This window comes from Planctomicrobium stercoris (assembly GCF_051465655.1).
GTDB lineage: Bacteria > Planctomycetota > Planctomycetia > Planctomycetales > Planctomycetaceae > Planctomicrobium.
In genome coordinates, this window is record NZ_CP195791.1 from 1,937,016 (window position 1) to 1,962,193 (window position 25,178).

Below are 25,178 nucleotides of genomic sequence, written 5' to 3' on the forward strand. Positions count from 1 at the left end.
TGTCATCCAGCATTAGATACGATTCCGGGCTAGAACCAACTTTCACATCCACTATTTCCTGACAATGACGTCTTGTTGCACCCACTTGCGGAAGGCGCAGGTTTCGTTGCAGTGTTCGGAAGACCTGGGGGATCGAATTTGATTTCGCGGCAAGGCAGAAATTTTGTTCCGCTCCTGACGTTTCTGAGCGGTATGCTGCTGGCACTCTCAATGCCGCGTCTGACAGCGGCGCAGGCCCCAGCGCCGGCGTGGACCGCTCCCGCCTGGGTGGCCAGCCCGGCAGAGGTCAAGAAATACTTCCAGCTGGAATACTTCAAAGACAAAAACGCTTTGAAGTCCGTCAATCCCGGAGGAGACCAGGTCAGGCAGATCAAGAGGATCGTGCAGATGTTCCTCTCGCAACTGACCCAGGAAAACAACGCCAACCTTCCTAAGACGGTGCTCGACAGATTCCTCGCTGACCTGCATGCCCAGTCTGTTTCGCCAACGGCCCGGCAGATCGCCATGGAAGAAACGGTGGCCCTGGCCCCGGACATCCTCACGAATCCGGATGATCTCGTCCGCTACAACATGATCTCCATCCTGTCGCAACTCAGCGTTCGGCAGGCACAGAACTCAGGAGGGGTGGAAACACCTTCTGTTCCATTCAACCCCGCTCATCGGGTGCTGTTGAATGTCGTCCAGGATCCGCAGCAGTTTCTGGGAGGTCGAATTCTGGCCGCCCGTGGAATCATGAGAATCTGCCGAGACGGCGAAAACTCTCCCAGTTCGAATGAGAAGTCGGACATCGCCACTGTTCTGGTCAAAACTCTCGAAGCGAACCCCAGCAGTCCCAGCGATGGCGTCTGGTGGTTCCGCCTCCGTCTGATTGAGGCATTGGGGAGTGTCGACCGAATCGACAACACAGCGACCCAGCCGATCGTCATCGAAGCGTTGATGGACGTCATCACCGACCAGAACGAAGTCTGGCTCAATCGCAGCATCGCCGCGCAGTGCATCACCCAGTTGCCTTACAACTCCTCCACGAACGTGCCGCTGATCACCAGTGAGATCGCCACGCTGCTCGTGGAACTGAGCAACGAATACAACCGGGCTCCTACCGTGCCGGAACTGAAAGAAGCGTTTAAGCGAATCTATTTGGCCTTCCGCCCGCTGCAGCAGCGTCAGGCGAAAGAAAAGAAATGGGGTCTGCTGTACGAGATTGAGCGGACCGGTTTGAGCACACATGCTCCGTATGTCAAAGGGGCGTGGGGAGTGGTCGTCCCGATTGTGCGCCCGTTCATGGAATCGGGCGTTGGCGTGGAAGCGATTGCAGCCGTTCCCGCAGCCCAGCTGCAGGCACTGACGACCTGGATTCAGCAGAATCCGCCCGCCAGTCGACGGCTCACCCCGGACGGGAAGGAATATCCGCTACGTACGACCGATCCCGCTGCTGCTGTCGGAGATGCTTCGAAATAGCGCCCAGTTCGCGACAGACTGTCACCCGAAGAAAGATGGAACGCAGGTGGCGAGTATGGATCACAATGTCATCACGCTGGAATGGCACGGCGATGCTCTGGTTGTGGTTGCCGCTGGCGGAGTTGAGAGTCTGAGATGGGAGATCATCGAACAGGCTGCCGATATTGTGATGGAACCGATTCGCGGACAGAAGGCGCCGATGGTGGTCTTTGACCTCTCCCGGGTCTCCTACTTCGGTTCGGTGTTCATGGCGCTTCTGGTGCGATGCCATAAGCTCGTCCGCACCCGCGGTGGAGTGATGGTCCTGTGCGGGGTGCATCGACTCGCCCGCGAACTGCTGCACACGACAGCCCTCGACACGCTTTGGGCCATTTACGACACTCGTGAGGAAGCACTGGAGTCGATTGGCGCCTAGAGCGGTTTTGCAAATATCTATTACGTTCCGCAGGCGATAATATGGTCTTTCATGCGGTAAAAACCCTGAATCGCCTGCACATGATAGACCAAACTGGTCTAGCCCGTTATTTTCCCACAACTTCAGCGCAACTGGAGTGCGCTCGCTCATGGCTCAGAATCGCAGAAATCGCAAACCCTCCCCGCACGTCTCCGAAGAGCATTCGCTACCGACAGAGCACGACGTCGACTCGACCGGGACCGCTCGTCTCATTGAGGAGATCAAGGAAACGGCCGACAAGTTTGCCCGGGATCACGCCACCCGCGGCGATCTCAAAATCGTCAGCCGGGCGCTGCGTGAGCTGCGATACGCTTTCAAAGTCTTCACCCCTTTCCGTCGCCAGCGGAAGGTGACGGTGTTCGGGTCGGCCCGCACCCGTCCGGAGCATCCGGCGTATCAGTCAGCGGTCGAATTTGGGCGGCTGTGCGCGGAAGACGGCTGGCTCGTCGTCACAGGGGCAGGGGGGGGAATCATGGAAGCGGCCCATGTCGGGGCGGGCCGCAAGATGTCCATGGGGCTGAACATCATTCTTCCGTTCGAGCAGGGAGCCAACTACGTCATCAATAAAGATGAGAAGCTGGTGAACCTGAAATACTTCTTCACCCGCAAACTCATGTTCGTGAAGGAAGTCCACGCCATCGCCATGTTCCCCGGCGGCTTTGGATCCCAGGATGAGCTGTTTGAAACTCTCACGCTCGTGCAGACGGGCAAACGGGACCTGATGCCCATCGTCTGCATCGATCCCCCCGGCGGGACCTACTGGAAACGATGGTACGACTTTATTGTCGAGAATCTCCTCGAGCAGCAACTCATCTCTCCCGCTGACCTGTCGCTGTTCAAAGTGACCGACAACGTTCAGGAAGCGGTGGACGAGATCATGAACTTCTACTGCGTCTACAACAGCATGCGCTACGTCCGGGACAAGCTGTACCTGCGTCTGCATGTCGCTCCGGATGAAGCGTTCCTGAAGCGTCTGAACGCCGAATTCAGCGACATTCTGACATCCGGCAGCATCGAACTGGCGACCGCACACGAGATGGAGACGGACGACGATCACCTGCGAGACTTGCCGCGGCTGTCACTCTCCTTCAACCGCCGGGAAGTCGGCCGACTCAGACAGATGGTCGACGTCATCAACGACGAACTGGGGCAGTGCTGAATTCCCGGGTGCCCCAGATGAAATCTGGGTGGCGCAGCCACAAGAGGCTTGTCGTCAATCGACCCACTGAATTGGAACACCCACAGAGCGGTGGAAGGCATACCACCTGGCCGAGCTCCACATCCATTCGTGAGAGTTCGTGACGAGATTTGCTCGCACTGGATTCTCGTGCATGTAAGAGAGCTTCTCCTGGAGCTTCGTCTGGCTGTGAATGTGAAACACGTAATACTTCCTCTGCCAGATGGGAGTCTCCTGAATCGCGTTTGCATACGCCGGCAAATGGCCTCGATAGAACTCCATCAGCGCTGTCGATGATCTGGTTTTCCACTGTTTCATAAAAAGGCTCAGGTGGTGAGTCTTTGGAAACCAAACGATCGCATGAACGTGGTCGGGCATGATCACGAATCCGACACAACGACTTTGCTGCTGGCTCAACTGGGAGTTCAGCGTTCCCAGAACAATCTTCTTCGCACGATCATGATCTAGCAGGCGACGGCGAATGGTAACAGGAGAAGGTGACAAAATGGGTTCATCCGGGAGATAGGGGTGTTGTCGTTAACCGACGATCTCGAAGCGGGTGGTATGCAGGGACAGGATGCGGAGCTGGAACAGTTCCAGGTCGCGGTAGCCATATGCTCGCCGCTGCAGCAGCTTGACCTTGTTGTTCACACCTTCCAGCGGACCGGTCGAAATCGGGTGATGATACCAGGCCAACAGCCCACTGCGGTGTCCCTGTAACGTCCGGGCGAACTGCTGCAGGATGCGAATGCCCGAGGTCTGGGCTCGCCTGCACCAGTCTTCCAGGAACTCCATTGCATCACCCCAGGTCTCCTGCTCCCAGAACATCCGCAGCTCATCCTTCAAGTAGTAGGCAATCGCCAGCGGTTGGTTGAGCTGCAAGGCTTCCTTCAGCCGAAGGTGCTCTCCTTTTGAATGATCCAGGCTCTCCGGGTTCTTCAAGAGCAGCCAGCGGGTCCCTTTGAGCACCTGTCTTCCCAATGGGCCTTCCGCTTCATGAAACAGCTCCCGACGCAGTTGCGTCAGCTTCTCATTCAGCAGCTTCATGATGTGAAATCGATCAAACACCAAAGACGCATCTGGCAGGTTCTCCAGCACCGCACTGATGTACGCGGGCGACATGTCGGTGGCCACCGCCTGCACCTGGGCACGAGAGGATGTCAGCCGTTTCCAGAATGGCTTGAGAGCATCAGCTCCTTTTCCCTTGCCGACGAAAACCACCGCTCCACTCTCCAGGTCCAGCACCAGCGTGATGAAGCGGTGCTTCTTTCCGACATGGATTTCATCAATGGCAATTCGCTTGAGGTGCTTGAGCCTCGGTTTGGAGAAGTGCTTTCGTAGTCGCTGCTTTTGAATGTCGTTGGCCAGGTCCCAGGAGATCCCCAGATGTCGACCAACATCCTGCGGCGTCATGAACGTGAGCAGTTCCATGACGTATCGCTGAAAGCTTCGGGTGTGACGCCGCTTGACCTGAGCGAACGTGACTTCCACCCGTCGTCTGAGCGAACAGCGTTGGCACTGCACCTTGGGAACATCCATTTCAATGAAGACCGGCCTCAGACCGATGGAGACGGTCCTCCACATGCGCGGAAACCGCTCGATGACGTGGACACGCCCGTGCCCGCAGGCCGGGCATCGCAGCTTCTCCCGGGGGAGTTCGATGCTCACGATCATCTCCCCCTGCTCAAACCGTGTGGACAAATATCGATAGCCCCGCACGCCGAGTGCGTGGTACAACAGACAACTGGACATGCTGAGTTCTTCCTTCAGGAATTGCGTAAGACACAACCCCTGATCAGACCAGCATGTCCAACTTTTTCAACCAAACACCCCTATCTGCCGGATGAACCACAAAATGGGAATAGAGACGACTGTCGTCGATGCGCCGTTTTCCCATTTTCAGCCCGCTTCGAATGGAGAAGTTTTCGACCAGCCTCTTGTGGCTGCGCCCCCCAGACATCGTCTGGGCCACCCGGGTTAATAGCTGGCCGCTTCGCTGGCCTCTGGCAGTTGAGACTGTCGGGCGATGTTCCGGGCAGCTGGCGTCAGGAGAATCAGCCGGGATGCGACGCGGCCGTTCGAGACCCGTGTGACTTTCAGCACGACCGGTTCTTCGGAGCCGACTGCTGAAATCACGTCTTCGAATTCCTCCAGAGAGGTGACTGGCTGGCGGGCCGCTTCTTCAATGACGTCGTAGAGCTGAAGTCCCTGTTCGATTGCGGAATCGGAAACCTGCTTGACCAGCAGGCCTTGCTGAGCATCGGAAAATCCGGTCTGCCGAGCCAGGGAAGGGGTGAGCGGCTCCACTTCGATGCCAGAGTGGATCTGTTTGAACCCCGCCGGCTTCACCAACACCTTATTGACCGGCTCGAGCTGACTCATCCCCTTTTCAGGCTTTTCAGAAAGGATCACGGTGAGCGGTTGCCGTTTCCCGGTCCGCAGAACGACAACCCGGACCTGCTTGTTGACCGGGGTGATGCTCACTTTGTTGATCAGATCACGTTCATCGGCGACGTCAAAGCCGTCGAAATTCAGGATGACATCATCGGGGCGGATTCCCGCCAGGGCAGCAGGGGTGTTGTCCATGACTTTCGTCACGCGGGCTCCCTGCTTGCGGTCCAGCCCGTAACGTTTGGCGGATTCAAAGTTGAAGTGCTCATCAAGCTGAACCCCGAGATAGCCGCGACGCACCCGGCCATAATCCAGCAGCTGGCTGACGACAAACTGCACGAGATTGCTGGGGATGCTGAAGCCGATCCCTTCATTGCCCCCTCCCTGCGAGGCAATGGCGGTGTTGATCCCGATGACGCGTCCATCCAGATCGATCAACGGGCCGCCGCTGTTTCCGGGGTTGATCGCGGCATCTGTTTGCAGGAAATCCTGATTGACCACGTTCCGGCCGGGGAGTTCGAGAGAGCGTCGCCCTTTGGCGCTGATGATCCCCAGCGTCACCGATTCCGTCAGGCCGAACGGACTCCCCATCGCCAGAACGAAATGTCCGATGTCGAGGTTATCGCTGTCCCCGAACTGAGCAGCGATGACTCCGACATCCGGGATCCGCAGGACCGCCAGATCGCTGTCCGCGTCTTCCAGTTTTTCGGTGGGAGTCAGCACCCGGCCGTCGTTGAGGTGGATATCAATCTTGTTGAGCGGCGCCCCTTCCACCACATGGCGGTTCGTGATCACGAACAGTCCGGGGGTGCGCGGGCTCTTCATGATGACGCCGGATCCGGTTTCGTCGGTCTCACCGGACTTGCCCATGTGCGTGCTTTCGATGTTCACCACCGAAGGCATGGTTCGCGCCGTGACGCTGGCCAGATGACGTCCCGCATTCCTGAGAGCCTCGGCATGCTCTTCTGCAGAGTAGCGGACTGTCCGCTCGGCCCCTGCGGGAGGAGTTGCGACCGGTCCCGCTGCCATTGCGACAGAGTGTCCTGAAATCAGCCAGACTGCGATCAAACACAAACTCAAACCGCGCGTCGGCAGAGACAGGTGAGGCATCAGAGAGATCCTGATCAATCGGTTTCCATGTGCAGGTCGCGCATCGTGAGTTCCCGATCGGCATTGCGAGCCTGAAATTCCCAGGCCGATTCCCAATTCGGTTCATCACCCCCTGCGGACCGACGATTTTCAAACTTGCGCTGACAGGCCACGCAACAGGCAGTGTGAGGAAGTGCCTGCAGCCGGGCAATGGGAATTCTGGTTTCGCACAGCTCACAGAGACCGTATGTCCCGTTTCGAATCGCTTCGATCGCCTTGTCGATGCGAGTCAGTTCACGGCTTTCCAGCGAAACAAGCTGGGATTCCAGCTCTTTTTCGACATCGTGAAAGGCCATATCGCCGGAATCGCCTCCGGTGTCATCGCTGACGTTCGACTCGGTGCGGGACAGTTTCCGTTGTAGTTCCTCTCTCTGGGCAATCAATCGTTCATGCAGTCGCAGCAACGCATCTTTTCTGGCCATGATTTCCCCCCTTCAAACGAGACAGCTCGCGAAGAGCAGGCTCGGAGATCCTCAATTCTGACCTGCAGGACATGCAGGGTTGTTGGAACGTCAGAATTTTACGTCGCTGGGATTTTTGACGAGGGTAAAACTCGTTCGGATTTACAAATCGTTCTCCGGAATCAGTTTACGATGATGCCAAATCTGACACCGACATTTGTCGATGTCAAAATCGGTCGGGAGTCGGTCGGTTTGTCCTCCTCCCCAAAGATGCCGCCGCAGCTTTGGACGCCCGACTTCGGGAATCTTCCGCAAGGGCAATTCACGGTAAACCTCGACCAAGTGACGGGTTGCCGCAGACAACCAGAACTTCGAGGTTCAGCCGGTCTCCCAGAGTGGGGTCGTCGTTTTGGCGGGCACGGGTCCAGCATTTCGCTTCGGACCGGTGCGACCGTCGTTCCTGCGAGGATCGTCGCAGCTGTTGCTGGAGATCGAACTCAGAAGATCGCTACGAGCGGTTAAGGCAGGCTCAGCCGGGTGCCGGGGAGCCGGATTGAAGTTTAGCTGCACACTTGAAGTGTGCAGCTAAACGTGATTCGAGAACATTTCTCGCTACGTCACCTATTAGAGCGGTTTTGCAAATAATCTATTCCGTTCCGCAGGCGATCATATGGACTTTCATGCGGTGAAAATCCTGAATCGCCTGCACATGATAGACCAAACTGGTCTAGAGCGGACGCTGGTTCTGTTCCTGCTCGACCTGCTGGGCAGAGAGCTTTCGATCAGCGGGAACCGGGGCGGAAGGACTCTTCTGGCTGGCTTCCGGTGTCGCTGCAGTGCTGTGGCCGGCGGGAAGGATGGTTCCCTGGGCCTTTTCCGGGACGCTCTGATCGATGGCGGGGGGCCCGTTCTGTCGCTGCTGGCGAACATGGACCAGCCAGTCCTGAGCGGCGACGAGCTCCGGTTTCTTGGTGACGGCCAGAGCGAAATGGCGTTCGGCATCTTCCAGATGACCGCCCCCCTGCAGGATCAGGCCGACGTTGTAATGAGCTTCCGCGTCGCCGATCGTGCGGATGAAGTGGGGCAGGGCAGCATCCACTTTCCCCGTGTGCACCAGTGCGACCGCCAGGGCATATCGCGACTGGGTGTCATCCGGTTCGGCGAGCATCGCTTTTGTCAGGCACTCAGTCGCGTCCTCCCAGCGATCCTGGGACGCATAGAACTGCCCGAGATTGTACTGGGCCTGAGACGAGTTCGGCGCGAGCTTGACTGCCTTTTTATAGCCGAGTTCCGCCTGCTCGTTGTTTCCAGCCAGCTGATCCAGACGGGCGAGGCCGAGGATCGCATCGACCTCTTTGGGCTGGATTTCAATTGCCGCTGCGTAGTTTTTCCGGGCTTCGGCAAGCTGGCCTGATTCTTCCATCAGACGGCCGTAGGCCACCTTGAGTTTAGCGGGGTTCTTCGGTTCTCCGGGAGCTTCGGGAACCTTCTCCTCGTAAGACGCCCGCTCAATTTTGGGCTTGGTGATCGACTTCCAGGAAAGAGTTGGGGAGGTCGGCGTGATGGTGATACAGCCGCTCGTCGTCACGCTGAGAACACATCCAGCCACCAGAGTGGTCAAAGCCTGGGCGGGATATTTCACAGACGGTCTCCTGAATCCATTCAGTGCGGAAGCCGCGGGCCCCCCAGACATTCCTGGAAGGCTTCGAAAACGATTTTCTCGCTCAGGTGCGGCCTGTCTCCCCTAAATCGACAAATCGCCTCGATGACATCCAGCAAATCACGGGGATCGCTGGCTTTGGGCGGAGTTTCAGGCCCGTATTGCGTGGTCAGCAGCCGCGAAACAATCCAGTCATCGTATTTGATGTTCCTCTGTTCACATGTGTGGCGGAAAATCTCCCGATATTGCTTCTCGCTCGGGTACCCGATTTCCAGCTTGTGCCGGATCCGTCGCAGGAACGAAGCATCCACCAGCTCTTCCGGCCGCAGGTTCGTGGAGAAGATCGTCAGCTGTTCAAACGGAACGGTGAATTTTTTGCCGGTGCTGAGCGTGAGAGCATCGGTCTTGTCCTCGAGCGGAAGAATCCAGCGGTTGAGCAACTGCGGGGCCGGGACGAGCTGCCGACCGAAGTCGTCCAGAAGAAACACTCCCCCGTTCGCCTTCACATGCAGCGGAGCGGTGTAGTAGCCACTGGCCGGGTGGAACCGGAGGTCGAGCATCTCCAGGTTGAGTTCTCCCCCTGCGACCACCACCGGTCGACGCACCTGCCGCCAGCGCAGATCCGGTTCGAAATCGTGAGAGGAGGAGATTGAAGGGGCCTCTTCATCCAGCGGACTGGAATTCACCGGCCGATGGATGCTGGGATCGAAGACGGCGACAATCTGGTTGTCGACAGAGAACGCATACGGAACATGAATGGCCCCGCCACATTCATTCAGCCAGCGTCCCAGCCCCTTGGCGATCACCGTCTTTCCATTTCCCGGTGGTCCATACAGGAAAATGGATTGACCACTGCAAACCGCCGGTCCAAGGCGGCGCAGCAAATCGGGATCGAGGACCAGATCGTGCAGCGCTGCTGCCAGCTCCCCCTCATGCAGCGGCACGTTTTTGATCGACTGCAGCCGGCACTGCCGCGTGTAATGTTCCAGCGAGACCGGTGCAGGGCCCACATACCGGCATGTCTCAAATGCCTCACGGGCGCGGACCCGTCCCTGTTCGGTCAGCAGATAGCGGTAGCTGAGCGGTCCGACCATTTCTCCGGAAGAGACTTCAACGGAGCGGTCCCCCTTGAGCGACTGCATCGTTTCGGAAAGCACGCTGAAGGGGAGTCTGACCTGCCGGCTGATCTCGAAACCGGTCAACGTCCCATTCAGATAAAGCAGCTTCAGGACAAGGTCGGACAGCTGTCCCAGACTGATGCCTGCGGCTTCCAGGCTGGCGGGAGCGCGCGGTGCTTCAACGGGGTCATGTGTGTCGACAGGCGGGAAGTCCTGTGGCTGGGAGTTGATCGCGTCCCGCAGGTCCCGCACTTGCTGCACAATGCGTTCGTAGACGTCTTCCGGAAGATCGACCGCCTCGGGAATCGAGGTGAAGTCTTCAGGAGACGAAAGTTCGTCAGAACGCGAGTCAAGGGGACCGTACGACATTCGTGCAACAGCAGGGATCCGGACAGGAAAAAGGGAGGCTTGCGGCCAATAACGGGTCGGGAATCGTCTTAGTTCGTTTCGCTTCCGCCGGCATCGCCAGCGTCCGGGGGAAGAATCGGAGGAGGCATGTTTTCCTGCGCACTCTTGAAGATGCTCTGAACTTCGGCAGCCGGACGGCCAGTCGGATCCGCGAGCCGGGCTGCAACCTGCAGTCCGGGATTTCCTCCCGCCATCTGGGCAATGTCTCGCTGGACGTTCGCAATTCGAGCACTGTTTTTCGAGGCATCCGCGGAGATGGCCACGCTGATCTGCTGATACTCGGGCGGCACGTGAACGAGAATCCATCGCAGGTGGTCCTGCCCGGAACTGTTCAACTGATTCGTCTGGAGGTCGAAGTGGTAGTCGTAGAAGGTGGTCTGTGACAGCCAGCCGTTGGCGACCTGCGTGTCCTGAAACGCTCTGACCGAGGCTTCATCCTGACAGGTATATGGGTAGGGCCAGTAGTGAGCGTGATGGTACTTCTGGGCCCACAGCTGGTGCGGACCGACCGGGCGCGGTTGCGGCGGCCAGAGCTTCCCGTACTTGTAGACCTGACGGGCACCAGGAGGGTCGTTTGCGTGCAATTGGTAGTATTCCGGGGATCCGCGGCGAGGACCTCCGTCATTGGCGAAGAAGGGCCAGTCAGCGCGTGCGCTCCCCGACACCACCAGGACCATCACCAGACAGGCCGACATCGACAGACGGATCATTCGGATTTCCCCCATTCCGAACAGCATGAAAAGAGAAGCGTGCGACTGCCGGTTTTGAACGGACAGCCAGACACACTCTCTTCTGTTATCGGCTACCGATTGTGTCGATCGTGACGGCAATTCCGGTTTGACCGCCGCTTCGAGGAGAGTCGAGAGTTGAGAGTCTAGAGACGAGAGTCTAGAGACGAGAGTCTAGAGACGAGAGTCCAGAGACGAGAGTCCAGAGCGGGTGCCGCTGCTCTCTGAGCAGTGCCGAACGTCCTTGCGGCCAGGCTTAAGAGAAGAATTCAGAAAGAGGGGGGACGTTTTGCACCCATTTGCACGGCTCGCAGAGCCGTGGCACCCGGCACCACTTTCTGGCTCTTGACTCTGGACTCTTCGCTCTCAACCTCGTACCCCAAGCAACAAAAAATCCCGTTTGCGCCTCTCACGCAAACGGGATTCAGAACTCTGCATCTCATCCAGCTCAGGCGGCGTTACGCTGCCCGTCGCAGGGGGATCGATTTGCGGGCGTCGATTTCCGCAAAGACCTGCTGCATGGTTTCGACGACTCGCACCTGACGGTCTTCACGCAGCTCGGCGAAGATGGGGAGGGCAATGGTTTCGGTCGCGGCTTTCTCCGCTTCCGGAAGCTGACCCGCCCGGTACTGCAGGTTCGAAAAACATTCCTGCAGATGAAGGGGACGGGGGTAGTAAATCGCACAGCCGATTCCCTGTTTCTTCAGGGACGCCAGCACTTCATCCCGCAGACCATCCTTCACGCGGACGACATACTGGTTGTAAACGTGGTGGCGGTTCGGGAGTTCGCACGGCAGTTCCAGACGTTCATCCAGACCGCAGTCGGCGAACATGTCCTGATACCGGGCAGCATTCTCGCGGCGGGTGTTGGACCAGTCGTTCAGATGTCGCAGTTTCACAGCCAGAACCGCTGCCTGCAAAGCATCCAGACGGCTGTTCAGCCCGACTTCCAGGTGGTTGTATCCACCGAAGTCGCCATGAACGCGCAGACGACGCAAACGGTTGGCCAGGTCGCGGTCATCGGTGGTGATCATTCCACCGTCGCCGGCTCCACCGAGGTTCTTGGTCGGGAAGAAGCTGAAGCAACCCATGGTTCCCAGTACGCCAGCCTGACGGCCGTTGTAGCCGGAGCCAATCGCCTGGGCAGCGTCTTCGATCACCGCCAGATGATGGTTCACGGCGGTTCGCCAGATCGGATCCATTTCCGCACACTGACCGTACAGATGCACGGGAATGATCGCCCGGGTCTTGTGGGTGATGGCTGCTTCGACCGCCTCTGGCTTCAGGTTGTAGCTGACGGGATCGATGTCGACGAACACCGGTCGGGCCCCAGCACGCACGATGCAGCTGGCAGTAGCGAAGAAGCTGTACGGTGAGGTGATCACTTCATCGCCCGGGCCGATTCCCAGGGCCATCAACGCCAGCAGCAGGGCGTCCGTTCCGGAAGCACAGCCGATGGCATGCCGGGCGTCGACATAGCGGGCAATGTCTGCCTCGAAGGTTTCGACTTCTTCACCGAGAACAAAGGTCTGCCGCTCAAACACGCGGTTGACAGCTTCCTGGATCTCGGGCCGAATGGAATGGTACTGGTCGACGAGGTCAATCAGCGGGACCGGGGCACGAGCCGCCGGAGGTGTGTCGTTCGGGCGAGACAGCGGAAGAATATTCGACATCAGCGACTCCATTCGCTCTTGCGCCCTGTCCAGGGCATCGTTTCGGGCGAGAAACCTGTGGGGCAGGCCTCTGATCAGCTTCACCTGAAATAAATCTATGGACAAAATTACGGGTGGATCACAACCCGGCAGTCATTGCGGGCGAGCGGACAGTAGGACCGATTTCAGTCTCTGTCAAGATTTTGCTCTCGCTCGGGAATGACGCCCCTCATAATCGGCATTGTCAGCCTGTCCGGATCATTTGATTTTCACTAAAGTTCGCGCCGTCAGCAGTTTTTAGCCGGCGAGCGGGAGAACACCCTTACTCGATGAACCTGGACGACACGGCAGAGCAGGGAGCAGCGGCATGCGTCGCATCGCCTTTTTTGAGGATCAGACCGCCCGCCAGTTTGCCCCGATCGCACTGCTGCGACCGGTTTTCGAACTACTCTGCGGGCATTTTTCCGCCCGGGAACGCCTCTGCATCCATTTCCCCACGGCCGAATGGGGAGCCGTTCTTCGCCCGGAACTCCAGGAAACGTATCAACTTGAGCACCCGGCGGCGCATCTGAATGACCAGAAGTGGCTGGGACAGGACGATGTTCTTCTGGTGAACGGACGCTGCCTGATTCAGCCTCATTTACTGGAATCGTTGACGCCCGGCACCGCAGCCTGGATCGGCGAAACGCTGGCGGCAATCTCTATCTCCCCAACCGACAAGTGCTCCGTTCAGGGCATTTTGCAGGGAGATGAACTCGTCGCTCTCGCGAAGCGGAAAAGTCCCGTTCAAGTGGAAGGGACTGTTCTCGATTACCCATGGGACCTCATTGCTGAGAATCCCGGCTGGCTCACACGTGATTTCGCGGCCCGGGAGAAGCAGGGGAGGGGACCGGAGCTGGATTCACGCGTCGCGATCGTCGGTTCGCCCGAACAGGTGTTCATTCATCCGACCGCCCGACTTGATCCGTTTGTGGTCATCGACGCTTCAGCCGGCCCGGTCTGGATTGATCGGGAAGTCCGTATCCAGGCGTTTACGCGGATCGAAGGTCCAGCCTACATCGGCCAGAAAACTCAGCTTTTCCGGGCGAATATTCGGGAAGGATGCAGCTTTGGCCCCGTCTGCCGCCTCGGAGGAGAAATTGAAGAAAGCATCGTTCACGGGTACGCCAACAAGTATCACGACGGCTTTCTCGGACACAGCTATGTCTGTCCCTGGGTCAATCTGGGGGCGTTGACCACCAACAGTGACCTGAAAAACGACTATTCGAATGTCAGTGTGCCGCTGAGCGGAGATGGCATCAATTCCGGGTCAACGAAAGTCGGCTGTTTCATCGGAGACCATACAAAAACCGCGTTGTGCAGCCTGTTCAACACCGGATCCTCGATCGGCGTGATGAGTCTGATTCTCCCCGGCGGTGAATTGCTTCCGAAGCATATTCCGTCATTCAGCCGGGTCTGGCACGGTCGAATTGAAGAAATCCCCGGGGGAACCGACTCGGGCATTCAGTCCGCCCGAATTGCGATGTCCCGTCGGGGAATGGAACTCGATCCAGCAGCCGAACGGCTGTTGAAGCACCTTTTCTCTTCAACCGCCCAGGAACGTGCCCGGGCCATTTCCCGAGGGCAGTAACGAACAGCGAAGAAGTAAACTCTCATTTCGTCCGAACCGGTGTCCCGCGTAGGGTCCGCTGTGCGGACCATTGGCAGCAAGGTCGTCACCCATAACGGTCCGCACAGCGGACCCTACGGTGGTTTTGCCTGGGGGGGGAATGGTTCCTGATCGTGGAAGAGGCCGGTGGATTACTCGAGCAGATCGGAAATATGGGGGACCCGATCGACCAGGGGGATGACCTGCGGCTGATAGATCGTCAGGTACGCTTCGGCGGTTCGATGGACTTCCCAGCTTGCCTTGGTTTCCCAGCGTTCGATCAGCATGTAAACGCGGGGGTCGCTCTGGGAATGGCAGACCTCATAGACGTTGCAGCCTGGTTCCGTCCGGGAAAGCTGACCACATCGGCGAAGCAGTTCCCCCACTTTTTCGATATCGGCTTCGTTTTTCACGGTCAGGATAACGTTGGTGGCGAACATGATCGGGGGGCGTCTCCGGTTCTGGATTGGAATGGTGCGAAATTTCACTGGTCCATATGATAGCCGCCATTCCAGAGATGGTTTACCACGGAGGCACCCAGACGCGGAGAAAGTTTGAATTCGAAAACATTGGGACTCATTGGCGTCGTGAAACTCAGGGCGCCGGGCACCATTGGGGTCTCAAGTTTGATTGGAATTCACCGAAACTCCGTGCATTCCTGGGAAAACCACCTTTTGGAATCACCAAAACACTTCCCCCAAAGATTGTTACGAGAACAAAATGTCGCAGGATTTGCTTACGAAGCTGGAGGCGCGTCAGGCAGTCGTCGGGGTCATCGGGCTGGGATACGTCGGGCTGCCGTTGCTCGATGCGTTTATCAATGCCGGCTTCCGCACGCTCGGATTCGACGTGGATGATCGCAAGGTCACTCAGCTGAATGCGGGGCAGAGCTACATCAAGCACGTCTCGTCACAGCGGGTGACCGAGTGGCGGGAAAGCGGTCGATTTGAAGCGACCTCCGATCAACGCCGGCTCAGCGAGCCGGACGCGATCATCATCTGCGTACCAACTCCGCTCAATGAGAGCCGCGACCCGGATATGTCGTACATCGTCGGGACCGGTGAGAGCATTGCTGCGAATCTCCGAAAAGGGCAGCTCGTCGTTCTGGAGAGTACGACCTATCCCACGACCACACGGGATGTTCTGCTGCCGATCCTGCTGAAGTCAGGACTGACGGTCGGACAGGACTTTTATGTCGCTTACAGCCCCGAACGGGAAGATCCCGGCAATCCGGTGTACTCCGCAGCCAAGATTCCCAAGGTGGTTGGTGGACTGGATGAAACGAGTCTCGAGCTGGCGTGCGCGTTGTATCGACCGGCGGTAGTTCAGATCGTTCCCGTCCGTTCCGCGGAAGTGGCGGAAGCGGCCAAGATTCTCGAGAACACATACCGGGCTGTGAACATCGCCCTGGTCAATGAGTTGAAGATGCTCTTTGACCGGATGGAGATTGATATCTGGGAGGTCATCGAAGCGGCCAAGACGAAACCGTTCGGGTTTCAGCCGTTCTATCCGGGACCGGGTCTGGGAGGGCACTGCATTCCCATCGACCCGTTCTATCTGACGTGGCTCGCCCGTCGGCAGGGGCTTTCGACCCGATTCATTGAGCTGGCCGGTGAAGTGAACTCCAACATGCCGGAGTACGTCATTCATCGCCTCGCTGAATTCCTGAACGATGTCGGCAAGCCCGTGCGTGGCAGCAAGATCTGCATGCTGGGAGTGGCTTATAAGAAGGATGTCGACGACGCCCGTGAGAGTCCCGCCTTCACGTTGATGAAGCTTCTGATGCAGCGGGGGGCGGATCTGAGTTACAACGATCCTCATGTCCCGCAGCTGCCGGAGACGCGACACCATCCGTTGCCGGATCTGAAGAGTGAAGAGCTGACGAAAGAGTTCCTGGCAGCCCAGGACTGCGTGCTGATCGCGACCGATCACTCCGCTTACGATTACGACTTCATTGTCGCCAATTCGAAGCTGGTACTGGACACTCGCAACGCCACCCGCAAAGTGAGCAGCGGACAGGAGAAAATCCGCAGAGCTTAAGAAGCGATGCTCTGCAGAGGTGTGCCTCGGTGGAACGTCCGGGCGGAGTTGAGCGGAGGATTTGTCATTGAGTCCTGAGCGGGGTTCAATGACAAATGAGAGATGACAATTGACCGATGGACAATTTCATGTCTGGAGAAGGTTAGCAAACGTTTTACCACGTGGGGCAGGCGATCACATGGACTTTCATGCGGTGAAATTCCGGGTTCGCCGGCACATGATAGACCAGCGTGACTCATGAAGCGGTGCTCAGCGGACGTTTATCGCAGCGAAACGTCCGGGCGGGGTTGACCGGAAGGATTGTCATTTCTCAATTGTCATTTGTCATTGAATCCTGGGTGGGTTCAATGACAAATGAGAAATGACAATTGACCAATGACAAATTCCCTGATCAGATCACGCCCCCGTGCGTGCGGTACGGAGTGGCGACGTCCGGCATATCGAGGAACCAGGCGCGTTCCCAGATTTCAGGAATCTGCCGGTAGTTTTCCGACTGATAAATCATCTGCCGCACCCGGTCATCCGGAGAAGCACTCCAGATCGGGATAATGCATCCAGACTGAGCCGTCAGGGTGGCCGTCATTGCAAGCAGCAGGAATAAGTTCCGCATGGGTCTCCTCCATGAGTCCTTGTAACCACAAGGCACCCGGGACAGTCGACAGCCTTCGTCCATCCTGTGAACGAACGCTACCAGCCTGACAGTTTTCCTGATCGGCATTGGCGGGGATGTCGGGACGTACCTCGATCGAGTCGAGGACCGCCTCGTCATTTCGCAAATGCCGGTTTGTGATTGGGTATTTGACTTCAGACAGGACTTCGAACCGCGTGGACAGAGCAGTCCGGAATCGGGCTGCTCTGTGCGAGGTTCATTACTCAGGACGATGCTCTTCCGCGGGGTGAGGTGCGTAAGAGGTCATCGGGGAGGCAGGTTCACTTGTGTGATTGTTCTGAACTGGCGAGTCGGCAGCGGCTGCTGCTTCAAGAGCCGAGCGTGCTGCAGCTTCCTGCAATTGCAACACCCGTTCTTCCATTTCCTTACCAGGCTTGAACGTCACGACAAATTTTTCCGGAACATCCACTCGTTCGCCGGAGCGAGGGTTGCGGGCTTTCCGGGCTGCCCGTTTCTTCACTTCAAAGACACCAAAGTTACGGAGTTCAATCCGAGTCTCTGTGACTAATGTGTCGATGATGGCTTCAAACGTCTTCTGGACGATTTCTTTCGTCTTAAGTTGAGTGAGACCACATTCTTCTGAGATCGTTTTGACGATTTCTTTTTTGGTCACGTTTGGCCACTCCCGGCTGTTCCTGGCGTTCGAATTGCTGCTGACTGTCGTTAGCAGTCTGCACTCAACTGTAAATGCAACAGCAACTTACTGTCAAGTAGCCGGGATGGGCCAGAACCTCTTCTCCTCACTGTTGCCGGTGTGAAGAAGAAACTCAAACTGTTTATCGTCCATCCTGTGACCGGCAATTGAGCGCAATTCGAAAAAATCCGCAAAGTCTCTCCAGATTACTCTTTCAGGAAAATCGTGCTGGTTTGCCGCCGGAACAATTTCAAGACGTGCTTGTTGTTTTGTGTTGCATATGGTTGTTGTGTAATTGTTTGTGGCGATTGTTGGGGGGGGATGTCGAACCCGAGCGATGGGTCAGCTGTCCAGAGTTCTCCAGGCAATCGGTGCGATTGCAGACCATCAATCTTCGACGGTATCGTGTGAGATAAGAGTCATCCGGGCAGTGAATTGCGTCGTGGCCGAGTCCCGGAACGTCCAGGATTTTTTCCGATTTCCGCTCGCGTTGACCGGAATCCGGAGGTGGAAGAGGACGTGAATCTCGCGAGACGTCACAAATTCAGGGAGTCTGATATGCAGTTTGAGTCCCAGATCCGGGAGTACCTCGCTGGTGCCGATCAGCTGGAAGCGGCCGTCGCCGGGATGACAGATGAACAACTGGCAGCCACCCCCGTCCCCGGCACCTGGTCGACCCAGCAGGTCATCTGTCACATTGCGGACTTCGAGCCGGTCTACGCAGACCGCATGAAGCGGGTCATCGCGGAAGAGGATCCGTTGCTCCTCGCGGGAGACCCGGATCAGTTTGCTGCGAGGCTTTCTTACAATCTGCGAAACGTGCGGGAAGAACTGGAACTGGTCAGGCTGGTCCGCAAACAGATGGCGACCATCCTGCTGGCTCAACCGGATGCGGTGTTTGCCCGAACCGGTCGCCACAGCGAAGTCGGGCCGATTTCACTGGAAGATCTGCTCAAGAGAATCACAGGGCACATCACTCACCACCTGAAGTTCATTGAGCAGAAGCGAATCGCTCTGGGATTGAACTGATGCGGATTGCCGAGATTCAGGTGCTGCATGCGAGAATTCCGCTCAAACAGCGGATCAAACATGCTTCGCATTCGCGAACGGAAAACGATTCCATCCTCGTGCGCTGCCGTCTTGATGACGGCAGCGTCGGATGGGGCGAGGGGCTGCCCCGTCTCTATGTCACGGGCGAAACGATCGACACCGCGTGGCAGCACCTGACTGAATTCGACCTCTCGCGAGTGGGGCAGGGGATTGAGGATCTCGACAGCTTGCGGGAGACGGTTGCTGGAATTCAGCTGCCCAGACCAGTCGAGGCGAGAGAGTGTTTCGGGAACTCGGCCCGCTGTGCGCTGGAACTGGCAATTCTCGATGCTGCCTGCCGATCACTTCAGGTGCCGCTTTCCGCGTTCATCTCCCAGCTTCCCTCCGCATCGGGACTTCTCGATCCTCGGGAGGAAGTCCATTACAGCGCGGTGATGACAGCCACAAATGCCCTGAAGCTGCGGATTCGATGCTGGCTCTTTCGCTACTACGGATTTCGACAATGCAAAGTGAAGGTGGGAGTCCCGGGGCGAGACGACCGGAAGCTGCTTTCGATTGTCCGTCGGATCTTTGGTCCGCAACTTCCTCTTCGAATTGACGCCAACGAGGCATGGGATGTCGCCCAGGTGGCTGACCGCCTGGGAGCACTTGAGCCCTTCCAGGTTGAAAGCGTTGAGCAACCGGTCCCGCATGAGGAAGTGCGGAAGCTGCGGGAGGTCCGTCGCGACATCTCCGTTCCGATCATGCTCGACGAGTCTCTGTGTTCGCGGGAAGATGCGGAACGGGCGATTCAGGAAGAACTCTGCGACATCTTCAACCTGCGGCTTTCCAAGTGTGGGGGAATCCTGAATAGCGTGGAGCTGGCCAGACTCGCTCAGGAGTCCGGCTTGCGGTGTCAGCTGGGTTGTCAGGTGGGTGAGACGGGAATCCTCTCGGCAGCCGGGCGGCATTTCGCCACGACCATCGGCGGGTTGACGGCGGTTGAAGGGAGCTTCGACCGGTTTCTCGTCCGGGAACGGCTCACCCATGAAGACCTGACCTTCGGAAGAGAGGGAAGGGGAGAGGCGCTGCGTGGTCCCGGACTCGGGGTGACCATCGACGAAGACGCGGTCGAACGGGTCTGCGTGCGGCGCGCGGTCCGAACACTCTGATCCGTCCTCCATGGAAATGCTGCGGCAATCCTGAAACGGGAATTTCGGGAATGTCCCACGGGGCTCGCACTGTTCCGGGTTTTGCTACACTTTCCGGCCACGACCGATTGGACCACCGAAGGCCGCGCCAGCATGATTCCCGAGAAGTTGATGAAGGACGCTACCGTTGTTGCCCCTCAACAGCGTCCTCATGAGAGTTTCCGCTCCTGGATTGATCGGGTCGTTCCGGCGATCAATTCTCTTCGAACCTACACGGTGCGGACATTTCTTTCTGATTCCGCTGCCGGTCTGACCGTGGCAGCGGTCGCTGTCCCGCAGGCGATGGCGTATGCCCAGATCGCCGGCATCCCAGCTCAGTATGGACTCTATACCGCAATCGTGATGACCGCGGTGGGAGCACTCTTCGACTCCTCGAAGCATCTCATTAACGGACCAACGAACGCCATTTCGATCGCCGTCCTCAGTGCACTGGTGACTTTCGGGGAAGGGGACCGCATTCAGGCTGCCATCCTCCTGGCAATGATGGTTGGGCTCATTCAGCTGGCGATCACACTTCTGCGACTGGGGGATCTGAATCGATTTATTTCCCATGCTGTGATCGTCGGGTTCACCTTCGGTGCAGCCATTCTGCTGGTCATGGATCAGTTCAAAAACCTGCTGGGCCTGAAGGCACAGGGGCATGGTGAAGACCACTTTCTCTATCGCTTCGTGAAAACACTTGCGTATATCGACCAGACCAATCTGTACGCGGTCGGTATCGGTCTGGGGGTGATCTGTCTGACGCTGGGACTGCGGCAAATCAACCGTCGTCTCGGACTTCAGCTTCCGGAGTTCTTATTGTCCCTGAGCTGCGTGGCTGCGCTCGTGTGGCACTTCGATCTCGAACATCACGGTGTGGCGATCGTTGGGCTGATTCCCGCAGGCCTGCCGGGATTCGAACTTCCGACCTGGAACTGGAGCTGGGTTCGCACGCTCTCCGGAAGCGCCGTTTCGATTGCGTTGCTCGGGCTGCTGGAGGCGGTCGCGATGGCGAAGGCAATCGCCTCGTTGACGGGGCAGAAGCTGGACATCAATCAACAGTGTCTCAGTGAAGCACTGGCGAACACGGTGGGAAGCTGTTTTCAATGCTATCCCGGTTCCGGCTCGCTGACACGTTCGGTGGTGAACAAGGATGCGGGAGCGCAGACGCAGTGGTCCGGCGTCTTCTCAGCCTTCGCGGTGGCCATGACGATCATGTTTCTGGCGCCGCTTGCTTATTTCATTCCTCGCGCCGGACTGGCTGGCATCCTCATGATCTCAGCCTGGCGGCTGGTCGAGTGGAGGCAGCTGCGTTATTACCTGAAGACGACTCGCTTCGATGCAATCATCGTCGGAGCGACGGCGTTCTCGGCGGTGGCGGTTTCAATTGAATTCTGCGTTCTCATCGGCACGTTTCTCTCGTTCATTCTGTATGTTCCCCGGGCGGCCCGGGTGCATCTCACGGAACTGGTGGTCAGCAATGAACGGGTGATTCGTGAACGGATTTCAACCGACGCCACGTGCACACGTCTGAGAATGTTCTCGCTGGAAGGGGAGCTGTTTTTTGGGGCCTCACCCGAGCTGGAACGTCACTTTGAAACCATGGAGGACGTGCGTCATGACGGTGTGCAGGTGGTGATTCTGAGAATGAAACGGGCCCGAAATCCGGATGCGGTCTGCCTGCATCTGCTGGACCGATTCATTGAACGGATGCGGGAATATTCCGTCGTCGTCATCCTGTGTGCTCTTCGCCCGGACATGATGAAGGCCCTGGACTCTGCCGGAATTCTCGCTCACCTGGGACGGGAACACATCTTCGTGTTTGAAGAGACGGGAGCTGTCTGGACCAGCACGCTGGAAGCGGTTCGATTCGCATACACGATTGTCGGGGACGACCTCTGCGAGAGCTGTCCCCGGCATATTCCACACCAGAAACAGGACGACTGGACGTATGCAATTTAATGTCCGGGGCAAGAGACAGAGCAGCGGTTTGGTTCACCACGGAGACGCGGAGACACGGAGTTTTTTAACCGCGAATTAGGCGAATGTCGCGAATCTGTTTTTGCTCTCGGGATCTGAAAGCATTTTGGAACGGTGGATGAGATGAGAGAAGTGGAGGGGGCGACGGGCTGCGAATGCACTGGTATTCGCACCATTCGCGTCATTCGCGGTTAGTCTCCGTGCCTCCGTGTCACCGTGGTGAATTTCATGCGTTCGCCCGCACGGCTCGCTTAAGCATCGTGACTTCATTCCCGAGCTCGTTGTGCCGGACTTCGTCCATGAATGTCCGCATCAGCAGCAGACCGCGACCGCAGGGACGTTCGAGATTGGCCGGGTCGGTCGGGTCGGGCAGGTTCGTGGGATCAAACCCTGGGCCTTCATCGCGAATCGTGTATTGCAGCCCTGAGCTGTCAATTCGAATGTCAACATAGACTCGTCGCTCCTTGTAGGGAGAGAGTCGCATTCGCTGGCGGGCCAGTTCGTAAAACTGCATGTGGTCCGTTTCACGAAGTTCGCTGCTGACTTCGAGATTGCCGTGATAAACCGCATTCAGCAGGGCTTCTTCCAGTGCGACGCCGGCACGCAGGCGTTCGTTTTCCGAGAGCACGCTCATGTCGCGCAGGGTCTCCTGCAGATGCGAGACCAGCGAGGTGAGCATGGCGGTATCGTTCTCCAGCACGAAATGTGATTCGATCACCTTCATGTACCGCAGCAGTTCGCGTCTGGTGCGTCTTTCGACGGCAAGAGAGAGAACCTGCTGAACGGTCGGAGCGAGCAGGGCAGCGAGTTTCGCCTTGGGGACATAGCTGGCGGCCCCCTGCTGCAGAGCTTCGACCGCAATCGACTCACTTCCCTGAGCGGTCATCAGAATGACCGGCACCAGCGGGAACTCCCGTTGAACCTCCCGGACCAGCTCCAGCCCGTTCATTTCCGGCATCTGCAGGTCGGTGACGACGACGTCCGGAAGTGCCGCATTGGAATCCCGAATCCGCGTCCACGCCTGTCGACCGTCCGCAGCGAACTCAATTTCCCAGCCGGTATCCCGACGCAGGAGGCCTGCTGCGATCTTCTGGTCCATCGCGGAATCATCAACCACAAGGATGTTGATCATGAGCAGCCCCCGCACGACAGCGCCAGCAGTGATTCGACTCTCACGATACTCCGCTGGAGAGGGATTTCAAGGGAAACTCAGCGGTCGGGCGGTCCGTTGAAGAAGTCAAGTAACACGAATCACGTTTAGCTGCACACTTCAAGTGTGCAGCTAAACCAGCGCTTTCTTGTCATTCCCGTCCGAGCCAGTGGATCATGTAATCGAGCCATTTCAGAGTGGAGGAGCACTCAGATCTTCGCCGTGCACTTCCACCTTCCGGCGTCTTGACGGTTCCAGTTTCGGAAGTCGAATCTTCAGGACTCCGCTGGTCAGGCGGGCATCGATCTTCTGCTCATCAACAGGGCAGGGGAGCCAGATCGTACGGGAGAAGTTCCCCATGCGACGCTCGAGTCGATGATACTTCCGGGTCTCATCGACAGTCGAAGCTTCCTCTGACCGGGTGCCGCTGATCGTCAGCGATTTGTCATCGACCTCAACCTGAATTTCGTCGCGCCGAAACCCCGGCAGGTCGGTCGTCACCTCCACCGCATCAGGGGTCTCGACGACATCAATGCGAGGTCCGCTCTCCCCCCGGAACTGGGACAGGGAGTCGCCGAAGAGGTTCTCGACCAGGTCGGATACTTCCTGCCGGATCGCGGTCATCGACGTGGGAGGAAGCCAATTTCTGAAAGGATTCTCTCGAGGCGGCTGTGGCATCTTGGGTGGCCTTCATCATTGGAGTCGGGAATTCAGTTCAGAACCGTCGCAGTCCATTGTCTCCGGAAAAGTGCGGCTGTCCACAAGGAAATACCGCTGCGCAGAGGAGAAGGGAAGGGGAGTCGAGTCGCTGCAGGGACCGCTGTGGCAGGTCAAAAATCGGGAAGTGGCTTGATTCTGCACCGTCCGCATTCAAAAATCGCTGCTTCGGTTTTTCCAGCCAGTCCCGGACAGAGAACCTGTTGCGGGCGTATTGTGTCCCCAGATCCGGCCATTCCGGACTCAAACCCAGACTGCATTCCATGCGACTCTCAGCTGCCGTCCAATCTCTGAAACCTTCCGCCACCATTGCTGCCGCCGCCAAAGCCAAAGCATTGAAAGCCACGGGAGTGAACGTTCACGAGTTCACGCTGGGCGAACCCGACTTCCCCACGCCGGACTACATCTGCCGGGCAGCGAAGGCAGCCATGGACGCCGGCCACACTCACTACACACCAGCAACCGGGATCCCCGAGCTGAAGAAGGCGATCTGTCAGGCATACCTGCGTGATTACGGCCTGAGCTACGAACCATCGCAGGTCATTGTCGCCAACGGCGCCAAACACGCCATTCATAATGTTCTGGCTTCGTTGTGCGGGCCAGGGGATGAGGTCATTATCCCGACGCCGTACTGGGTCAGCTACAGCGCTCTGGTCGAACTCACCGGTGCTACGGCCGTGCTCGTCCCGACGACTCAGGAAAGCGGCTTCTGTCTGTCGGCAGAGCAGTTTGAATCCCATATCACCGATCGAACGCGACTGCTGCTCCTGAACAATCCCTGTAATCCAACCGGGGCGGCCTATCCGGTCAAGACGCTGGAAGCGATTGCTCAGGTGGCAGTGAAGCATCAGATCCCCGTCCTCTCCGACGAAATCTATGAGAAGCTGATCTACGGCGATTCTGAATTCCGCTCGTTCGCATCCTTTGGAGAAGACGTGAAGAAGCTGACGATTATCGTCAGCGGTGTCAGTAAAGCGTATGCGATGACCGGGTGGCGAATCGGCTGGACGCTTGCTCCTGCGGACCTCACCGTCGCGATGAGCAATCTGCAGAGTCAGCAGACTTCGAACCCGTGCAGCATCAGCCAGTACGCTGCTGTCGAAGCTCTGACCGCCAGCCAGGACAGTATTCAGGAAATGCTGGTCGAGTTTACCAAGCGTCGGAACTATGTGATCGAGCGACTGCACGCGATGCCGGGCCTCAGCTTCGCCGAACCGGGGGGAGCGTTCTACGCGTTCTTCAACGTCAGCAGCTATTTCGGCAAGACACTCCCCGGAGGGAAGGTCGTGGACAACGCCACCGACTTCTGCAATGTCCTGCTGGAAGTTCCGCACGTCGCGCTGGTTTCCGGAGACGATTTCGGGGCTCCGGGCTATGTGCGTCTCTCGTTCGCGACGAGCATTCCGGCCCTGAAAGCAGGACTCGATGCACTCGAAGAGTTTTTAAAAGGGGCCAAGTGAGCCAGAATCACGGCCGAAATTGATCGTGTCCGGCGACAGGGGACAAACTGTCGCCGGACATGAT

At 57.7% G+C, this 25,178-nt stretch carries 23 protein-coding genes; 9 read left to right on the forward strand and 14 right to left on the reverse strand.

Features of this window, described 5'->3' with window-relative positions; genetic code table 11:
* The first annotated feature begins 210 nt into the window (after positions 1-210).
* The 3 genes from SH661x_RS07965 (at position 211) to SH661x_RS07975 (ending at position 3,071) form a co-directional block, all read left to right on the forward strand.
* Positions 211-1,458, forward strand: coding sequence for a hypothetical protein (locus SH661x_RS07965; protein WP_437229728.1), 1,248 nt, complete (start codon positions 211-213; stop codon positions 1,456-1,458).
* A complete protein-coding gene (locus tag SH661x_RS07970; RefSeq protein WP_437229730.1) occupies positions 1,445-1,873 on the forward strand; it encodes an STAS domain-containing protein in 429 nt (142 codons plus the stop codon). Before SH661x_RS07965 ends, SH661x_RS07970 begins: the two co-directional genes overlap by 14 nt.
* A 148-nt stretch (positions 1,874-2,021) precedes the next feature.
* The gene (locus tag SH661x_RS07975) at positions 2,022-3,071 is read left to right on the forward strand and encodes a TIGR00730 family Rossman fold protein (RefSeq protein ID WP_437229732.1); all 1,050 of its coding nucleotides are present in this window, start codon (positions 2,022-2,024) and stop codon (positions 3,069-3,071) included.
* Positions 3,072-3,125: 54 nt separating this feature from the next.
* Here the strand turns inward: SH661x_RS07975 and SH661x_RS07980 are convergent, their stop codons facing one another.
* From SH661x_RS07980 to SH661x_RS08015, 8 genes are all read right to left on the reverse strand, one after another.
* A complete protein-coding gene (locus SH661x_RS07980) occupies positions 3,126-3,593 on the reverse strand; it encodes an REP-associated tyrosine transposase (RefSeq protein ID WP_437229734.1) in 468 nt (155 codons plus the stop codon).
* 33 nt (positions 3,594-3,626) lie between these two features.
* Positions 3,627-4,841, reverse strand: coding sequence for an ISL3 family transposase (locus SH661x_RS07985; RefSeq protein WP_437229736.1), 1,215 nt, complete (start codon positions 4,839-4,841; stop codon positions 3,627-3,629).
* Between the two features lie 225 nt (positions 4,842-5,066).
* Complete coding sequence (locus SH661x_RS07990) at positions 5,067-6,509, reverse strand: trypsin-like peptidase domain-containing protein (RefSeq protein ID WP_437229738.1); 1,443 nt, start codon at positions 6,507-6,509, stop codon at positions 5,067-5,069.
* Between the two features lie 95 nt (positions 6,510-6,604).
* Complete coding sequence (locus SH661x_RS07995) at positions 6,605-7,051, reverse strand: TraR/DksA family transcriptional regulator (protein ID WP_437229740.1); 447 nt, start codon at positions 7,049-7,051, stop codon at positions 6,605-6,607.
* A 706-nt stretch (positions 7,052-7,757) separates the two neighbouring features.
* Positions 7,758-8,672, reverse strand: a complete 915-nt coding sequence (locus tag SH661x_RS08000) for a tetratricopeptide repeat protein (protein WP_437229741.1) — start codon at positions 8,670-8,672, stop codon at positions 7,758-7,760.
* 20 nt (positions 8,673-8,692) lie between these two features.
* Positions 8,693-10,177 carry an ATPase gene (locus SH661x_RS08005; protein WP_437229743.1) on the reverse strand — a complete coding sequence of 495 codons (1,485 nt, stop codon included), beginning with the start codon at positions 10,175-10,177 and terminating at the stop codon, positions 8,693-8,695.
* Positions 10,178-10,245: 68 nt separating this feature from the next.
* Positions 10,246-10,926 carry a hypothetical protein gene (locus SH661x_RS08010; RefSeq protein WP_437229745.1) on the reverse strand — a complete coding sequence of 227 codons (681 nt, stop codon included), beginning with the start codon at positions 10,924-10,926 and terminating at the stop codon, positions 10,246-10,248.
* A gap of 476 nt (positions 10,927-11,402) precedes the next feature.
* Positions 11,403-12,617: a DegT/DnrJ/EryC1/StrS family aminotransferase gene (locus SH661x_RS08015; protein WP_437229747.1), complete on the reverse strand. Its 1,215-nt coding sequence runs from the start codon at positions 12,615-12,617 to the stop codon at positions 11,403-11,405.
* 346 nt (positions 12,618-12,963) lie between these two features.
* Here SH661x_RS08015 and SH661x_RS08020 point away from each other — a divergent pair, with 346 nt between their 5' ends.
* On the forward strand, positions 12,964-14,226 hold the full coding sequence (locus SH661x_RS08020) for a putative sugar nucleotidyl transferase (RefSeq protein ID WP_437229749.1): 1,263 nt from the start codon (positions 12,964-12,966) through the stop codon (positions 14,224-14,226).
* A gap of 170 nt (positions 14,227-14,396) precedes the next feature.
* Here the strand turns inward: SH661x_RS08020 and SH661x_RS08025 are convergent, their stop codons facing one another.
* Positions 14,397-14,684: a putative quinol monooxygenase gene (locus tag SH661x_RS08025; protein ID WP_437229751.1), complete on the reverse strand. Its 288-nt coding sequence runs from the start codon at positions 14,682-14,684 to the stop codon at positions 14,397-14,399.
* A 280-nt stretch (positions 14,685-14,964) separates the two neighbouring features.
* On the opposite strand from SH661x_RS08025, the gene SH661x_RS08030 reads away from it, so the two are divergent.
* The gene (locus SH661x_RS08030; RefSeq protein WP_437229753.1) at positions 14,965-16,284 is read left to right on the forward strand and encodes a nucleotide sugar dehydrogenase; all 1,320 of its coding nucleotides are present in this window, start codon (positions 14,965-14,967) and stop codon (positions 16,282-16,284) included.
* 391 nt (positions 16,285-16,675) lie between these two features.
* On the opposite strand, the gene SH661x_RS08035 is transcribed toward SH661x_RS08030, so the two are convergent.
* Both SH661x_RS08035 and SH661x_RS08040 read right to left on the reverse strand, forming a co-directional pair.
* On the reverse strand, positions 16,676-16,894 hold the full coding sequence (locus SH661x_RS08035) for a hypothetical protein (protein ID WP_437229755.1): 219 nt from the start codon (positions 16,892-16,894) through the stop codon (positions 16,676-16,678).
* A 259-nt stretch (positions 16,895-17,153) separates the two neighbouring features.
* On the reverse strand, positions 17,154-17,567 hold the full coding sequence (locus tag SH661x_RS08040; protein WP_437229757.1) for an HU family DNA-binding protein: 414 nt from the start codon (positions 17,565-17,567) through the stop codon (positions 17,154-17,156).
* 579 nt (positions 17,568-18,146) lie between these two features.
* Between SH661x_RS08040 and SH661x_RS08045 the strand changes: the two genes are divergently transcribed.
* The 3 genes from SH661x_RS08045 to SH661x_RS08055 all read left to right on the forward strand — a co-directional run bounded on the left by SH661x_RS08045 (position 18,147) and on the right by SH661x_RS08055 (position 21,769).
* Positions 18,147-18,617 carry a DinB family protein gene (locus tag SH661x_RS08045; protein ID WP_437229759.1) on the forward strand — a complete coding sequence of 157 codons (471 nt, stop codon included), beginning with the start codon at positions 18,147-18,149 and terminating at the stop codon, positions 18,615-18,617.
* Positions 18,617-19,789 carry a mandelate racemase/muconate lactonizing enzyme family protein gene (locus tag SH661x_RS08050; protein ID WP_437229761.1) on the forward strand — a complete coding sequence of 391 codons (1,173 nt, stop codon included), beginning with the start codon at positions 18,617-18,619 and terminating at the stop codon, positions 19,787-19,789. The genes SH661x_RS08045 and SH661x_RS08050 overlap by 1 nt, the downstream gene beginning before the upstream one ends.
* 132 nt (positions 19,790-19,921) lie before the next feature.
* The gene (locus tag SH661x_RS08055) at positions 19,922-21,769 is read left to right on the forward strand and encodes a SulP family inorganic anion transporter (protein ID WP_437229763.1); all 1,848 of its coding nucleotides are present in this window, start codon (positions 19,922-19,924) and stop codon (positions 21,767-21,769) included.
* A 244-nt stretch (positions 21,770-22,013) separates the two neighbouring features.
* Here SH661x_RS08055 and SH661x_RS08060 read toward each other — a convergent pair whose 3' ends face one another.
* From SH661x_RS08060 to SH661x_RS08070, 3 genes are all read right to left on the reverse strand, one after another.
* Entirely contained in the window at positions 22,014-22,919 is a 906-nt protein-coding gene (locus SH661x_RS08060) for a response regulator (protein WP_437229765.1), read from the reverse strand.
* Positions 22,920-23,129: 210 nt separating this feature from the next.
* Positions 23,130-23,615: an Hsp20/alpha crystallin family protein gene (locus SH661x_RS08065; protein WP_437229767.1), complete on the reverse strand. Its 486-nt coding sequence runs from the start codon at positions 23,613-23,615 to the stop codon at positions 23,130-23,132.
* 37 nt (positions 23,616-23,652) lie between these two features.
* A complete protein-coding gene (locus SH661x_RS08070; RefSeq protein ID WP_437229769.1) occupies positions 23,653-23,919 on the reverse strand; it encodes a hypothetical protein in 267 nt (88 codons plus the stop codon).
* Between SH661x_RS08070 and SH661x_RS08075 the strand changes: the two genes are divergently transcribed.
* Entirely contained in the window at positions 23,918-25,114 is a 1,197-nt protein-coding gene (locus SH661x_RS08075; RefSeq protein ID WP_437229771.1) for a pyridoxal phosphate-dependent aminotransferase, read from the forward strand. The two genes, SH661x_RS08070 and SH661x_RS08075, sit on opposite strands and share 2 nt — an antisense overlap.
* Positions 25,115-25,178: the final 64 nt, after the last annotated feature.

Coding starts and splice junctions, on each gene's coding strand:
- SH661x_RS08060 (WP_437229765.1), bottom strand. CDS start 22,919: ATGATCAACATCCTTGTGGTTGATGATTCCGCGATGGACCAGAAGATC.
- SH661x_RS08050 (WP_437229761.1), top strand. CDS start 18,617: ATGCGGATTGCCGAGATTCAGGTGCTGCATGCGAGAATTCCGCTCAAA.
- SH661x_RS08030 (WP_437229753.1), top strand. CDS start 14,965: ATGTCGCAGGATTTGCTTACGAAGCTGGAGGCGCGTCAGGCAGTCGTC.
- SH661x_RS08020 (WP_437229749.1), top strand. CDS start 12,964: ATGCGTCGCATCGCCTTTTTTGAGGATCAGACCGCCCGCCAGTTTGCC.
- SH661x_RS07985 (WP_437229736.1), bottom strand. CDS start 4,841: ATGTCCAGTTGTCTGTTGTACCACGCACTCGGCGTGCGGGGCTATCGA.
- SH661x_RS08010 (WP_437229745.1), bottom strand. CDS start 10,926: ATGATCCGTCTGTCGATGTCGGCCTGTCTGGTGATGGTCCTGGTGGTG.
- SH661x_RS08035 (WP_437229755.1), bottom strand. CDS start 16,894: ATGCGGAACTTATTCCTGCTGCTTGCAATGACGGCCACCCTGACGGCT.
- SH661x_RS08015 (WP_437229747.1), bottom strand. CDS start 12,617: ATGTCGAATATTCTTCCGCTGTCTCGCCCGAACGACACACCTCCGGCG.
- SH661x_RS07990 (WP_437229738.1), bottom strand. CDS start 6,509: ATGGCAGCGGGACCGGTCGCAACTCCTCCCGCAGGGGCCGAGCGGACA.
- SH661x_RS07975 (WP_437229732.1), top strand. CDS start 2,022: ATGGCTCAGAATCGCAGAAATCGCAAACCCTCCCCGCACGTCTCCGAA.
- SH661x_RS08065 (WP_437229767.1), bottom strand. CDS start 23,615: ATGCCACAGCCGCCTCGAGAGAATCCTTTCAGAAATTGGCTTCCTCCC.
- SH661x_RS08075 (WP_437229771.1), top strand. CDS start 23,918: ATGCGACTCTCAGCTGCCGTCCAATCTCTGAAACCTTCCGCCACCATT.
- SH661x_RS08055 (WP_437229763.1), top strand. CDS start 19,922: ATGATTCCCGAGAAGTTGATGAAGGACGCTACCGTTGTTGCCCCTCAA.
- SH661x_RS07965 (WP_437229728.1), top strand. CDS start 211: ATGCCGCGTCTGACAGCGGCGCAGGCCCCAGCGCCGGCGTGGACCGCT.
- SH661x_RS08070 (WP_437229769.1), bottom strand. CDS start 23,919: ATGGAATGCAGTCTGGGTTTGAGTCCGGAATGGCCGGATCTGGGGACA.
- SH661x_RS07995 (WP_437229740.1), bottom strand. CDS start 7,051: ATGGCCAGAAAAGATGCGTTGCTGCGACTGCATGAACGATTGATTGCC.
- SH661x_RS08045 (WP_437229759.1), top strand. CDS start 18,147: ATGCAGTTTGAGTCCCAGATCCGGGAGTACCTCGCTGGTGCCGATCAG.
- SH661x_RS08005 (WP_437229743.1), bottom strand. CDS start 10,177: ATGTCGTACGGTCCCCTTGACTCGCGTTCTGACGAACTTTCGTCTCCT.
- SH661x_RS07970 (WP_437229730.1), top strand. CDS start 1,445: ATGCTTCGAAATAGCGCCCAGTTCGCGACAGACTGTCACCCGAAGAAA.
- SH661x_RS08025 (WP_437229751.1), bottom strand. CDS start 14,684: ATGTTCGCCACCAACGTTATCCTGACCGTGAAAAACGAAGCCGATATC.